This window comes from Bacteroides sp. QWL-09, from assembly GCF_058683585.1.
This window is the reverse complement of the sequence record NZ_CM178748.1, coordinates 1,577,794-1,592,465: the sequence shown is the minus strand read 5'-3', so window position 1 is coordinate 1,592,465 and position 14,672 is coordinate 1,577,794. Positions and strand designations below refer to the sequence as shown.

Genomic DNA, 14,672 nt, shown 5'->3' with positions numbered 1-14,672 from the left:
ATCTTTTTATGAGAAATAGTTTTTTTATCCGTTATGATGTTTCTTGATATATTCTGTTGGCAGACAACCGAAGTATTTCTTGAAGCTCGTTGCAAAATAAGATGGCGTATTAAAGCCCACCATGGTGCTCACTTCGGCCACAGTATAACGTCCGTCCTTCAATAATTTGCAGGCTTCGTTGAACCGGATCTTACGGATAAAGTCGATGGTCGGTTCACCGGTTATGGCTTTCAATTTCAAGTGCAAGTTTGAACGACTCATGTTCATCTCGCGTGCAAACTCATCGGTTGAGAACTCCACATTATCCATATTCTTTTCGACGATACTCACTGCGCGTTTGAGTAAAGCCTCATCCATGGCATTGAAGGTGATCTTTTCCGGTTCTACCTCGAGCGATTTAGAATAGCGCTCCAACATGCGGTAACGTGTACGCAGCATGTTTTGAATCTTAGTGATCATGATCGAGAGCGAGAACGGTTTAGGGATGTAATCGTCGGCACCAACCTGCAATCCTTCCATCTGATCTTTGATGTCAGTCTTCGCCGAAAGCATGATGACCGGGATGTGGCATGTCCGGATGTTCTGCTTAACCAGCTTACAGAACTTCACTCCGTCCATCACCGGCATCATCACATCCGTAATGATTAAATCGATCTCTTGATCTTTCAATAGTTCGGCAGCTACTTCACCATTTTCGGCTTCCAACGTGTTGAACGAGCGCGACAAACCATGGCTCAGATACTGTCTGATCTCTTGATTATCTTCCACGATCAAGATCGTACCCCGTTTCTTCTCTTCGGTTACCGTGTCCGGTTCCTCTGCTTTCTCGGTATCGATGAAATACATCTCTTTCGAATTGGTCGAGTAGGCGGAAGACTCCTCTTCGGTCTGTTCGCTTGTCGCCATTTCCGACGCTTGGTAGGCCGATTCCTGTTGAGGGAGATAAACCGTAAACGAACTACCTTCACCCTCTTTGCTCTCTAGTTCGATGCGCCCATGATGAAGTTCCACTAAACGTTGCACCAACGATAAGCCGATGCCGCTACCCACATGTTCACTCTCTACCTGATAGAAGCGTTCGAAGATCTTGCCTTGCTTGTTGATCGGAATACCGATGCCGGTATCAGTGACTTGCAGCACAAGCTCTTGATTCTCCTCCTTTAAACTTACGGTAATGGTCTGACCACTCTCCGTATACTTGAAAGCATTCGATAGCAAGTTGTTGATGATCAGTTCCAGATAGTTTGCATCGAACCACATCGGTCGGTCGTTCAGTTCCGATTGTAGGGTGTAACCGATCTTTTTGTGGCGTGCCAGCTTCTCGTAGAACAAAAAGTTTTCTTCAACCAACCGGTGGGCATTATCTTGCTTCACTTTAAGTTCGAAGACTCCCAGCTCTGCACGGCGATAATCCATCAACTGGTTGACCAGATGAAGCAAACGGTTGGCATTCCGTTGGATATACTCCAACTGATTACGCGTCCAGCGATCGCTGATTCGGTTGATAATCTCTTGAAGCGGCGCCAAGATTAGAGTTAGCGGTGTGCGTAGCTCATGCGAGATATTGATAAAGAACCGCATCTTCATCTGGTTGATCTCTTCTTGATGGGCTTTATCGCGTCGTTCCATCTCCAACTCAGCCGCCATACTCTTTCTCATCCAGAAAAAGCGGAAGACGAAGATCACGAGTCCTGCAAATGCCGCTAAGAAGAGGAGCATAGCCCACCACGTCTTATACCACACCGGGAGTATCACAATCTTCAGCGCTGTAGGCTGGTTGTTCCATTTCCCATCGCTGTTGGCCGCCTTCACCAAAAAGGTATATTCGCCATGAGGTAAGTTCGAGTACGACACCGTTCGTTTGTCTGTGAGGTCATACCATTCTTTATCGTATCCCTCTAGTTTATAAGCGAACGTGTTATGCTGTCCCGAGATGTAATTAGAGACCACAAACTCCAACGAAAATGCTGTTTGCCACGATTGCAACGTGATGCTCTCCGTGGTGTTGATGTTTTGCGACAGAATGCCCGTCTCGTCATCGGGACGTACCGTCTTATTGAACAATTGCAACTTGGTGATCACCACCGGTGGGGTATAGGGATTGTCGATCAATAACTCCGGATAGAACCCGGTGATCCCATTAATACCGCCAAAAAGCATTTCACCCGCTTTCGTGCGACAGTAAGCTGCGGTATTGAACTGATTACTTTGTAACCCGTCCGTCTCGGTGAAATTACGGAACTTCCTAGTCGACGGATTGAAACAACTCAATCCTCTATTCGAACTCATCCAGAGTCGTCCGTAACTATCTTCCAAGACGCCATAGACCACATTATTGGGTAGTCCGTTCGACGTGTGATAGTGTGTGACTTGTTTGTTTTGTTCGTTAAACAGGTAGACTCCTTCACGCGTACCGATGCAAAAGATCCCTTTCGATGTCTCAAAGATACAGTTGATAAACGCTTGAGTCATCTCCGACGATGGAAGAATCTTGATCGGCTCGATGTGGTCGGTATAAACCATTAACCCGTTCTCACCACCGATCCATAAGCGCCTTTTTGAATCTCTAAAGAGCGTTGTAATCTGTCTCTGAGTAAACGGGCGACCGTTCTTCTCATGCGTTACCGTTGTAAATGTTTTGTTGCCGGGATGATACTTTACCAATCCGCTTAGCGTGCCTAGCCAGATATTACCGTCGTTCGATGGTAAGATGGCATACACATTATCGTTGAGCAGCGAACTGTTTTTCTGATTAAAATGCTCCATCCGCCCGCTTCCTCGGTGCAGGATGTTTAGTCCCCCGGCATGCGTGCCGATATAGACCAGATCGTTCTTTTCGTCGACCCATACCGCTTTAATGTTGTTCGACCCGATGCCTTGTTCGCGTTCGGCCTCTTGCAGCGTATAGTGCGTATATTTCTTCGTCGTTGTGTTATATAAGTTCAATCCCCCGTCGTTCGTTCCAATCCAGAGATTCTTGTTCCGATCTTCCACCATACAACTCACCACATTATCGTTGAGTGAGTTCTTATAGGGAATACGTCGGAAGTTCTTGAACCGGTTCTTTAACGGGTGATAATAGTTCAGTCCCCCGAAATAAGTACCCAACCACATTCCGCCTTGAGCATCCATAAAGATGCTTCTTACCGAGCGTTGCGACAAACTGCCCGATTCTACCGAGTCACTGCTGTACGATACAAACGAGTCGGTGCTTTCGTGATAGATATTCAAATCGTTGAACGTTCCGATCCACAATTGATTTTGTGCATCCAAGGCTAACGAACGGATATAATTCGAACTGATGCTTCCCCCGTTGCCTGCGGTATGACGGTAATTCTTTACCGCTCCGGTCTTAGGGTTGATCAGAAAGAGTCCTGCTCCCTCGGTGGCCACCCATAAGCGAGTTGGCGATTGCTGTAAGACTGCTTGAATCTGTTTGTTGTCGAGTGCAAGGGTGAGTTTCTCTAATTTTCGGCCGGCAATGAGGTAGCGATACAACCCCTCGTTGGTGGTTCCAATATAGATCACCCCGTCTTTACGATAAAGTGTTGAAGCAATCAGGCGACGTAAAGAGGCATCCGGAGCTTCGCTAAACGTGCCACTTGGAATATCGAAGACCAACAATCCTTCACCGGTGCTGACCAACAGACGTTCGGGCGACAATTCAGCAATGCCATTGATCTGCAAATGCTTCCCGTCTTTCGAATGGAAGTAGTTTTTAAATCGGTCTTTTCTTTCGTCGTAACACGAAAGTCCATCTCTTGTGCCAATCCACACCCGGCCTTGGCTATCGGTCTTGATCACCCGAGCAATATCATTAGCTATACTATTCGGATCGGACGTGTCGTGTTGATAGACCGTGAACGCATAACCATCGTATTTGTTTACCCCATCGTAAGTCGCAAACCACATATTCCCTTTCTTGTCTTGATCGATAGAGAATACCGTGCTTTGTGATAATCCTTCGTGAATCGAGATATATGAGAATTTAATTTGTTCGGGAGTGCTGGCCTGTAGCGTGGTGATGAACGCTCCTAAGATGAGGCAGAAGAATAATCCTTTTAATTTGCTCATTATTTATAGATCGTAAGATTAATTGAACTGCAAAGATAAGAAGAACTTTGAAATTATGATTTCAAATCAGACTCTTATTTGAAATCTGTCTTTTTTTAAATAAGGTTGACTCCTAACATGATTGATTATGAAAATTGAAGATTATTTGAAGGCCCCCACTTGGGCCCCAAAGATTCCTGAGATTTATCGCCTTCGTATGGTTGATGGTCTGTTAATTTCTGAGATTATGCAAAAAATGGAGTGCAGTCGTACGTCGATTTATCGAGCTTTAAGTATCTTTGAGTCAGACAACCCTCAAATCGCCGAAATGATGAAAAAAGAAGGCAAATCTGTAATCCCAGAAGATTACAAACGACTCTTATCAGAGATCACCAAACTAAAGAAGGAACTCGCTCAAGAGCGTCTACGTGGTGATTTCTATGCAGAGATGGTTGAATTGGGCAAAGACGTTTATGGTCTTGACTTAAAAAAAGCTGGCACCAAGTAGCCTATAGACTTCACACACGGGATGAAAAGCGTTATCGTATTCTTCCCATGTGTCGCCTACTTGGTGTAACCAAGCAAGCCTATTACAAGCATGAGAATACGCTACTCTCTACTCTTGCTCGAGAAGCCTTTGTCGTTGAGTTTATCAAAGAAATTCGAGTCAAAGATCCTGGAATTGGAGGCAGCAAACTTTGGTTGATGTATCGTACGAGGTTTGGAGAAAAGAACAGCGTGGGCTATAATCGCTTCTATGATATTATAGAACGCTATGGTTTGAAAGTCCGCAAGCGTAAGCGTCGCGTTCTTACCACAGACTCTAGGCATCATTTCCCGATTTATCCCAATCTTATCAAAGACTTCATACCGGATGCTGCTTGCCAGCTCATGGTTAGCGATATAACCTATCTGCCTCTGTGGATAAATGAGCAAGGTGAATATACCTTCTGCTATCTATCTTTGGTTACTGACTATTACAGCAAAGAAATCATCGGATATAGTGTTGGGAAAACTTTAGAGACTAAATATACGTTAGAAGCTTTAAAAATGGCTCTAAAGCATTATAGCAAAAAAGGATTTGATCATCTTGTTCATCATTCGGATCGTGGGGTACAATATGCAAGTTATGTTTATACCAACCTGTTAAAGACACACGGTATAGTTATAAGTATGACTGAAAGTGGTAATCCCAAAGATAACGCTGTGGCCGAACGCATAAATAATACCATAAAGAATGAACTGCTTAAAGGAATGGAGTTTTATACCATAAATGATTTGAAAAAAGCTTTGCATTTGGCCATAGAATTCTATAACAACGAACGCCCACATTGGAGCTTAGAAGGCATGACGCCTAAACAAGCTGCTCAATGCACAGGGGAATTAAAGAAGAAATGGACTAGTTATAGAGAAATTGCCATTAAAAGGAAGTATGCATAAAAAATAGAATAACTTTGCATGACTTCTTAATATTATCTGAGCAGAAAAGCGCAACTGCTAAATAAATGATTTACTTGACTTTTTATTATTTGATATCAGTGTAGTCAACTCATCTTATCAATAAAAAGAAAAGTAGTCAACGTGATTTATTAATAAGTTTAACTAGGGTCAACTCATCTTATCAATAAAAAAAGAAAGAGTCAACCTGAATTAAAAGTAAGTTTAATCAGAGTCAACCGACATGGTGAATAAGGCAAAAAACGGTCAACTAAAATGGTTAACTGACAATCAGACCCTTTTCGTGGTTGAGTGAAAAAGGTGTGTCTTTTTTTAATACGGTCGTTTTTGTCGTGAAGTACGGTTGTTATGACGCTGAGGTACGGTGCTTGTGGCTGCGACATACGGTCCTCATCGTTCTGAGATACGGTGCTTGTGGTTCTGAGATACGGTGCATTTTTGATCCTTCCATTTTCGTCTCATCTCTCCTAGAGGAAATATTTTGTGTTTATCACACACCTCTATCACTCTTTTGTACTTAAACAACGATGGATAAGGGATTCTGGTGTGGTGTGGGATAAATAAAAATTGGTTTTTATCCCACACTTTGTCGTTTGTCTCTCACTATGTCTCACTCATTTGGCAAATAGATTTTGTTTTACTCTCTTCTTGAACTTTTGAATTGTGATCCGATGCTTTTCGTATCGTTTGGGTAATGACTAACGATGTGATGTCGCAAAAGAATAGCGCAAAAGCATCGCACCATTTTCCTAGCGCATTGTGCTAGAAAAATGGTGCAATGTCGTAATATAATAGCGCGATGTCGTAGAAAAATGGTGCAATGTCGTATTAAAATGGTGCAATGCCGTATTGTCGTTCAGCATGCTTAGCATCAGCAAACAGGATGGCAATCAATGTCATGGCGTTTGATCTAAAATCAAAATGAACTTCGATATGTCTTCCAACAATCGTCTGGTCTAGGTTATGAGCTGATCCTTCAACTCTCCGGAGGTTTGCACGAATTGCATGTCTTGACCATGAAGAACATCAAGCTCAAGTTGTTCCGTCTTACGCTTCACCTTTACAACTTGAGCTTCCTTATTCAAGTCATTCGCTTATTCAAGTCATTCGCTTGGAAATTTAGTGTGCGAAATCGATCGATGGTACATTTTGCGAAAGGATGGATAAACCATCTCAATGTCAAATGGAGATCGGAATTAAAAATCGGTGCAATAACGAGGCCAACCGGTCGGCGAAGTGTGGGATAAAGCAAAAAGTGTGGGATGATTCTATAAAGTGTGGGATGATTGACCTTGATTGCTTATCCCACACTGGCTCAAAACCCTTTGTTGATAGACGTTTTGGAGAATTTAGTGTGGGTGGTGTGGGATAAATGAACATTTTAATCTTATGGGAGGGGGCGACTTTACGATAACTGTAAATGATCTCTTTCTAATTGGGACCATTTACAGTAGCCCCGTGGAAATGCAATCCACGACTTGCTGTTTTAGTTCCCTTTCAAATTGGGATCATTTACAGTAGAAAAATGGACAATACACATACATACTATGTTGTAGTTCCCTTTCAAATTGGGATCATTTACAGTCCACAATTCGTGGTAAGGGATCGGAGACTTGTTGTAGTTCCCTTTCAAATTGGGATCATTTACAGTACGAAGATCTGCATCGTCACGGGGAGGTCGTTGTAGTTCCCTTTCAAATTGGGATCATTTACAGTATGATCTCTGTATTTTGTTAATATTCAAATATATACATAGCTTTCTGGCTTCAAAAATACAACATTTTTTGTAACCAGAAAGCATAATCAGGTGATTTTTTTAATCCTATGCCTTATTTTTATAAGTCAATAACTGTTTAGATAGCTCGCAAAATTCTTTAGGCACTTGTTTTGTCGATATCGTTTTCTTGAAGTGTTGAATTTCTTTGGGTGTGACGCTAACGATTTCTATTTTATGATCCTCTTCATTAATCCGAAGTCGAAGAACCATACCATTTTGGTCGAAGACATTAATAATCGACTTAGTAATTGCATTTTTTAATTTACGGTCATAAGCCATCAGTTCGCGCAATCCCTCTATTAGCTCAATGATTGACTTTTCAGCGGATTTTGTAATGTAGTTATTATGGGCAATAAAATTTCTGGTCTCTTTGTAAAGCACGGATTTTTCGAGTTTACAAGGAATTCCATCCTTGTTTTTATAGTTGTAAATATTGTGAGAAACGTCTTTAAAGTCTCTATCCCATATTGATACAAAACGTGACATACGACTTAAAAGTTGAATCATCAAATTGTGCAGACGTTTCACGTGAACCATGTGGAGCTTGTTGTTTAGCCAATTGTATCGATCAATGCTTTCACACTTGTCTTGATACTCTTTACCCTCCCTCTCTATAAAAGCCTTTCTTGCTTCATCGTTCGATATTTTTAGCCATTCACAATGCAGTTGATCTCGTCTTTCGATCAATTTAGCTATTTTAGTCAGCGAGTTCTCTGCGTCTTTCTTTAAATATTTCTGGTACTTTTTGTATTCTTCTCCGGTGACCTTCCCGCTTTCTCCAACGATATTTTTCAATAACTCTAGTGTACAATATTTTCGAGTGATCTCTATTGGAGCAAAGATGATGGCACTATCTTCTCCGTTTTGCGTATAAAACTGTTTGAAGAGTTTTTCGCCTTGATCGCCGCTTATAATAAAATCTTTTAAATCAACGTTTAAACTTTCTTCTATGAGGCTCTCTTGGCTGATTCTGTCGCCCGATAGTAAGCAAAGTTCGATGATCGCAATGATGGGTTGATAGTCGAATGATGTGGATTCCTGAGTGGATTCTTGAGTGGGGTTCGATTCGCGATACTTAATCCATTCGTTGCGTAGGTCACTAAGATGATTGTTGTCGAGTAGTTTACAGAAGGTATAGAAAGCAATGTGTTCGGGATTTTCCGGTGTGATTCCGCCACAGTCGACCTTGATCTTTAAGGTCGATTCATACTCTTGGTTCGTCACCTTTTTGTCTCGTTCGTCTTGGTTGGGGCGTTTGATAAAGTCGATGGGCAACGCATCAAGATAAGTGTCGAAACCTTTGGCAAAGACGTAGTTGATAAATTGTTGAGTATAGAAATGTGTATTGTCATCTTCTTTTCCTTTCACACTTTGCTCGTTGATCACTTTAGCGTGAAGATAACCCATGTACGTTTTTACGGTTTGATCGGATTTCATCTCCTCAATACCGTTATAAGCATATTTTTGCTTCCCATTTTTTTCTTTATTCTCTTTTTCTGCGCGTTCTTTGCTATCTTTCAAAACTTGATGAACGGCTTCTCTGAAAGCTTTATCGTTTTCAACAAACCATTTGGTGAAGGTGTGAGTGTAGATGAGCTTCAAAAGGAAACGGAAAGCCGGATAAGCGGGCGACTGAGTGGTTTGTTTCTTTTTTCCTTCGGTCATGAGGTAGTGTGTCACGTTGAAGGTTGGATTTCCTTCTTGCAGACCTAGACCGGCATTGAATATGCTTTTGAATCCCGGTGCAAACGGTACTGCACTTCTACAAAGGTTAAGCGTGATCCGATCAAACAAGGTGTTAAGGTCGGCCGACTGGTAGTAATGCAAAAGATCGTTTGATCGGAATTGCTCGATAAATAGACTATCGACTGCTTTCAGTTCGTTGGACAAGGCTTGTTTAAATGGGGTGGTGCTATAACAAAGGTTTTCACTTTTTTCTTTAATTCTGTTCCAATACTCGAATTCTTTTATTTGGAAGATTGTTTCGGATGCATTGCTCTCGTAGTGAGTAATATTATTCCGGATGGCTTGCACTGATCCACGCAACGCCCAAATTGTCTTTTCATCATCGTCATACGGTAGTTGAAAGAAGTCGTAAAAGAGTTCTTTGTTAAAGTTTTTAAGCCCTTCGTTTAAACTCTTTTTTAAGTCTCGTTGTCCTAATATATCTTCTTCTTGTTCAATATCAATAATATTTCGCAAGTTGTTTGAAGCAAAGGTGCACATCTCCACTAGATTGAGCACAAAGAACTCGTTGCGTTTTATCTTTGAAAGGGTTGCGCTACTGATCTCCGATTCTTTAGAATGACGGGAGAGTTTTTCCTTTTGCAGCATCTGAGAGCGGATGGCGTTTTCTAGTTGATCGGTAATGCGCTGTCTGATGGTTTCGACTTTCAGATAGTATTGTGCTTCTTTCAGTGTGATTAATTTCTTAGTACGTTTGATAGGGAAGTAATGCTCGAAATACTTTACGACTTCCAGTTGGTAGGTCACTAGTAGAACGTCTTTTTTATTGGCTTCTCTGGTTGCCTCGTCTTTGGCTTCTCTGCCAAAAAGAGAGGATTGGTGCTTTTTGAGCGCATCTTTGACTTTAAAATTGAAACTCTTGTCGACCAGATCGACTGTGTTATCCGGATTGACTGTCTTGTTCGAATCGGCTTCTTCTCGACTGTTCTTGTCTTCGGTTCTTTGGCCTTTAGGGGTCTGACCGTTGTTGTTTTTATCTTTGTGGTGCTTGTCTTTTTGTTTCTTGTCTTCGTAAAGATAGTCGCCCGGAAGAGGCAGTGACTGTACGAGCTCTTCGATTTTAAATTGTTGGTGAAACGCCTTCAGTTCTAACTTTGAAGTGGCTTCGTATTCTTTTTCCCAAACGGCTAGAGCTTGTTTCCTTGGGCTCAGATTTTCCAGATTGTCGTTGGAGTAATCCACCACAATGCGATTGTTGGAAATTGATTTCTGAATGTTGGCTTTCTTTTGTTTAATATGAAATGTCAGCCAATCGTATATGGGGTTGAGGTCTTTGAGGTTATGATGCTCGGCGTAGGTTATTAACGTCTCCGGTAAGTTGAGAGTCTTCAAGTTATAACCACTCTTGCTGGTCTCATCTTTCACGCGATAGGTGATGGGTTGGTGAAACTTTTGCTTTAAAGCTTTGGTCAGAGTCTTTTTGTCATTATCGTTTAAGAAGAGTCTTCCAACAGTGAAGGATCTTTGGTCTAGGGCGGCTTCTATCATCGGTATGATGAGACTCCGAATCTTTTTGTACAATGTTTTGGTGAGTCGCTCTTCTATGATCTTTTTTTCTAGACTGAGTTGGAAACTATCGTTTTTCAATCGGGCGATGATACGATCGGTTTGATCTTCGGGGTGGTCGGTTGGCGTGGATAGATTATCGAGGATGAGGGTGCCTTTTTCAGCTTTTCGGTGCATGAGCACCATTTTATTTTCTTTTTTAGAAGACCCTTCGTCTTTAACGTTGACTTTTACTTTTGTGATTCTCATGGGATGATTTTTTTTTATGAAAACAATGTACAAAGCGAAAGTAATATTTTTTTCTTAAAATAGGCTATGAAAAACAGAATGCTTTCCTTTAAATTTAAAAAGACGGTTAAGTGAATTTTAAATCATTCTTAACCGTCTTTTTGTTTGGTCTACTTTTCTTTAATCAATTGTCTTTTTTTAATCGCCCCTTTTTAGTTGTTCTCTTCCGGAGCGAGTTGTATCTTTTGACTCGACTCGGAGCTTAATGAAACGATACCTAGTCCGCCATTGACATTGGTTTCGAAAATGACAGGCTCGCTAAAATCCTCTCCATAAATATCGGAATCGATCGTATTTAGGGTTTTGATATACTGATATTCCTCTTTTGAGATTCGTAAGAGTCTGATCACGGCATGATCGGTATCCATTCTTGGAATGGATATCGTTAGGGTATAGGATTTGTCCTTAAAGAATTTATTATTGAAGATGCCATAATGGTTATAGGTGGTTGATATAGCTGTTTCTTGACCGTCATTCGATTTAATCGGGTTACCATCCATCAACGCGAAGTCATTATCGATATAGGCTCCCATACGTTTCTCATAGGTGTAATAGACCTCCTGTGTATAATCCGGTTCGTCTTTCCATCTCCATCGCTGGTATTTGATATAGCGTTCGGGAATGAGTCGGTAATAATAATCTTCTCCTTGTGAATGGTCGTTTACCGTGATTTTGAGTTCATAATGAAACTTGGTATTTAAGATTGGTTTGGCATATTCTTTGGGTGAGGCTTCAATCTTTTCTATGGGAGTTTTGGGGAGTACTTTCACTTCGGCCCACGCATGCTTGTTCTGATCTTTAGTCGTCACGTCGATTTTTACGAGGTCATTGAGCTGAAAGGGACCATGAATGCGGTATCGTGCGCCGACGTTATCTTTGGTCTCTTCCGACTGGTCGACGGTCTCTTTTAAGATGTTGTTGACGTAAACTCTCACAATCGCATCGTGTGCGGCGGTAGCTCCATAGGCTCCACTGTAGCTGACGTAGACTTCATTGTTGATCGAATCGGCATTCATTAAAGCGTTAATGACTAGCTTGGATTCTTTGGTACCGAAATTAAACTCGAGTTTGTTTTCACACGAGGTTAGCACATGCATTAGGGCTACGGCAAGCGTTAGGACGAATATTATTGTTTTCTTCATGATCGTTAAAATTTATACGTGTAAGTGATGGATGGGATGCAGGGTAAAGCGGTTATCTTGTTGATATAAGGCTTTCTGACCTCTTTACCATCGATGTTTACGGTTTGATATTGTTTGAGGATGAAAGTGGGATTCATCGCGTTGTAAACATTATATATGCTGATGTTCCAAGTGCGCATGCCGTGTTTAGTCTTCTTATGAAAATTGATGCCCAGATTCAAGTAATGAGTGGCCGGTAGGCGATAGTTGCATTTCTTGGTCACGTGATTTTCTGAGGTGATAGAAGGTTGTACTTCATCCGGATAAGTCTCGTCTATCTTATGATAAGGTCTGATTACGGCAAACTCTTCCTCGGCAATGGTGGCGCATCCTCCACTATAATAAGTCCAAGACGAACAAATATCTATTTTGTTAGAGAATTTATGATTGAAGACGATGTTGATGTTGTGGCGTCTATCGTATTTATAAGGGAACCGGAGTCCTTTGTTTATTCCTTTATCGGGGAAGATCCGGTCGCTTTTCGACAGGGTATAGGCAATCCATCCGGTCGATCTGCCTGTGGTTTTTTGAGCGAGAAACTCGATGCCGTACGAACGTCCTTTGCCCATTTCTACGTTTTCTTCCCATCCGGTGGATATGCCGACGAAGTTTGAACCATCTTTATAATCGAGAACGTTGTTCATGTTCTTATAATAAGTCTCGACCGAAAATTCCCAATCTTTAAGACCTTCATAATACGCTCCAAGGCTGTATTGATTGGCACTCATCGGTTTGATATTTTTGGTGATGGGTACCCATAAGTCGGTGGGCAATGAGAGTGAAGACGAGGTGAGTAAGTGGATATATTGACAAGTACGGCTATAGGATGCCTTTAATGCAAAATCTTTAGACCACTCATATCGAGCCGAGAAGCGAGGCTGTATAGCATAATAGCTTTTCTGTTGCACGAAGAAACTAGAGAGGTTGACGCCGGCATTTAAACTGAGTTTCCGACCAATATTAAAATCATCTTCGAGGTAGGCTGAGACTTCGTGGGCGAAGATGGTGGGGTTGTCGCGAGTAGTGTACGACTCTTGATTGATTGCACCGTTGATATCTTCTTTAGAAGCATTGGTCATCACTTCCGGACGGAATTGATGATAGAGGTAGTTTGCTCCAAATCGGATGTGATGTGAAGGAAGGGGACGGTAATCGAAATCTAAGTTGTACGATAGGTCTTTGATGCCCGACTGGTATTTCGAATCGTAACGTGTTGATTGATTGTTTTGATCGTTTTTCGTACTTTCAATGTTGATATTCTTGAGGTTGAATTGGTATTTATTGTACGACACGGTGGTGTTACTAAATAGCTGATTGTTGAAGATGTAGTTCCATCGAGCTGCTGCAATGGTATTGCCCCAATAAAACGACATATTATTTAGGTCGCTGTTTTCAGGAGATATTGGTGAGCGCTCCTTTTCTTCACTACTAAACTGATCTTTGCCATGGTAGAGACTGATGAATAATCGGCTCTTGTCGGAGAAACGATGGTTGATCTTGGCATTGATATCATAAAAGTAATAAGCTATTTTTTCGTCTTTCTTCATGAACGGATTCGCTAATAGGTCGAAGTAGCTACGGCGAGCCGAAAGATTAAAAGAGGTCTTATTCTTCATGATCGGGCCTTCGATGTTTAGCTTACTGGAAAGCAATCCGATGCTGAACGAACCGTGATAGTGATTCATGTCGCCGTCGTTGGTCCGGATGTCGATGACCGATGATAATCGACCGCCGAATCGTGCCGGGAAGCTGCTCTTGAATAGGCTGACTTTTTTCACGGCTTCTGGAGTGAAGACAGAAAAGAAGCCGAAGAGGTGGTCGACGTTGTACACGGGCACTCCATCGAGCAAGATCAAGTTTTGGTCGGGACTACCTCCACGGACGTAAATACCGGCACTACCTTCTGCTCCGGCTTGTACCCCCGGCATGAGTTGCAAGGTTTTCATCACATCGGCTTCACCAAGTAGCGTTGGGGTATTCTTGATGTGCTCCATGGGGATATCCATGGCTCCCATTTGAGTTGCTTTAAGTCCGGTCTCTTGTTTGCTCGACAGGATGGTGACTTCTTGCAGTAAGGTATTACTTTTTAAGGCGAGGTTGATCGTGGTGTCTTTATGGAGTTCCAGTTGTCGATGCTCCGATTGGTATCCGATATAGGAAAACGTCAGATTCTTTTTTCCTTCGGGAATGGTGATGCTGTAAAAACCATAAGCGTTGGTGGAAGTTCCTTCTTGGTGGTTGGTCTCAAAGATGTTGGCTCCGATCAAGGTCTCTTGTGAAGTCTCATCATTGATATATCCACTGATGGTGAAACGACGGGAGGGGCGTTTGATGGCTTTTCTTTTTAAGATGATGTGTTGCCCGTTGATTTGGTAAGCAATAGGTTGGTCTTTAAAGAGGGCATCCAAAAGTTTTTCAATACTTCTTTCATGGAGTTGTCGGGTGATGGTTTTTGTGAGTTTGATCTCCTCTCCAAAGATAAAAGAATAAGAACTTTGTTGTTCTATGGCGGCTGTAATATCTTTGAGATTCGCCTGTTTTAACGTCAAGTTGTATCCTTTTGAGGAGGTGACTTGTGCTTGTAGGGATACGGTGATCAGTAAGATGAAACTCAATAAGCATAATCTGCTGATTGGTTTTTTTTGAATGAAAGTTGTGGTCAT

7 protein-coding genes are annotated in these 14,672 nt (G+C 41.8%); 3 read left to right on the top strand and 4 right to left on the bottom strand.

Annotation, left to right across the window (positions count from 1 at the left end):
• Window positions 1-24: 24 nt before the first annotated feature.
• Entirely contained in the window at window positions 25-4,074 is a 4,050-nt protein-coding gene (locus AC4PG5_RS06255; protein ID WP_492030555.1) for a hybrid sensor histidine kinase/response regulator transcription factor, read from the bottom strand.
• Window positions 4,075-4,201: 127 nt separating this feature from the next.
• Between AC4PG5_RS06255 and AC4PG5_RS06250 the strand changes: the two genes are divergently transcribed.
• The 3 genes from AC4PG5_RS06250 (at window position 4,202) to AC4PG5_RS06240 (ending at window position 6,758) form a co-directional block, all read left to right on the top strand.
• Window positions 4,202-4,561 (top strand): hypothetical protein, encoded by a 360-nt coding sequence (locus AC4PG5_RS06250; protein WP_492028355.1) that lies wholly within the window; start codon window positions 4,202-4,204, stop codon window positions 4,559-4,561.
• A 47-nt stretch (window positions 4,562-4,608) separates the two neighbouring features.
• The gene (locus AC4PG5_RS06245) at window positions 4,609-5,493 is read left to right on the top strand and encodes an IS3 family transposase (protein ID WP_492028354.1); all 885 of its coding nucleotides are present in this window, start codon (window positions 4,609-4,611) and stop codon (window positions 5,491-5,493) included.
• Between the two features lie 1,034 nt (window positions 5,494-6,527).
• Window positions 6,528-6,758: a hypothetical protein gene (locus tag AC4PG5_RS06240; protein ID WP_492030554.1), complete on the top strand. Its 231-nt coding sequence runs from the start codon at window positions 6,528-6,530 to the stop codon at window positions 6,756-6,758.
• Between the two features lie 575 nt (window positions 6,759-7,333).
• On the opposite strand, the gene cas13a is transcribed toward AC4PG5_RS06240, so the two are convergent.
• The 3 genes from cas13a to AC4PG5_RS06225 form a co-directional block, all read right to left on the bottom strand.
• Window positions 7,334-10,789 carry a type VI-A CRISPR-associated RNA-guided ribonuclease Cas13a gene (gene cas13a / locus AC4PG5_RS06235; protein ID WP_492030553.1) on the bottom strand — a complete coding sequence of 1,152 codons (3,456 nt, stop codon included), beginning with the start codon at window positions 10,787-10,789 and terminating at the stop codon, window positions 7,334-7,336.
• Window positions 10,790-10,980: 191 nt separating this feature from the next.
• Entirely contained in the window at window positions 10,981-11,970 is a 990-nt protein-coding gene (locus AC4PG5_RS06230; RefSeq protein WP_492030552.1) for a DUF4249 domain-containing protein, read from the bottom strand.
• A gap of 5 nt (window positions 11,971-11,975) precedes the next feature.
• Complete coding sequence (locus AC4PG5_RS06225; RefSeq protein ID WP_492030551.1) at window positions 11,976-14,672, bottom strand: TonB-dependent receptor domain-containing protein; 2,697 nt, start codon at window positions 14,670-14,672, stop codon at window positions 11,976-11,978.

What these genes read in the sequence shown, in the direction of transcription:
- AC4PG5_RS06255 (WP_492030555.1), bottom strand. Translation starts at nt 4,074, where the DNA reads ATGAGCAAATTAAAAGGATTATTCTTCTGCCTCATCTTAGGAGCGTTC.
- AC4PG5_RS06250 (WP_492028355.1), top strand. Translation starts at nt 4,202, where the DNA reads ATGAAAATTGAAGATTATTTGAAGGCCCCCACTTGGGCCCCAAAGATT.
- AC4PG5_RS06245 (WP_492028354.1), top strand. Translation starts at nt 4,609, where the DNA reads ATGTGTCGCCTACTTGGTGTAACCAAGCAAGCCTATTACAAGCATGAG.
- AC4PG5_RS06240 (WP_492030554.1), top strand. Translation starts at nt 6,528, where the DNA reads ATGAAGAACATCAAGCTCAAGTTGTTCCGTCTTACGCTTCACCTTTAC.
- cas13a (WP_492030553.1), bottom strand. Translation starts at nt 10,789, where the DNA reads ATGAGAATCACAAAAGTAAAAGTCAACGTTAAAGACGAAGGGTCTTCT.
- AC4PG5_RS06230 (WP_492030552.1), bottom strand. Translation starts at nt 11,970, where the DNA reads ATGAAGAAAACAATAATATTCGTCCTAACGCTTGCCGTAGCCCTAATG.
- AC4PG5_RS06225 (WP_492030551.1), bottom strand. Translation starts at nt 14,672, where the DNA reads ATGACCACAACTTTCATTCAAAAAAAACCAATCAGCAGATTATGCTTA.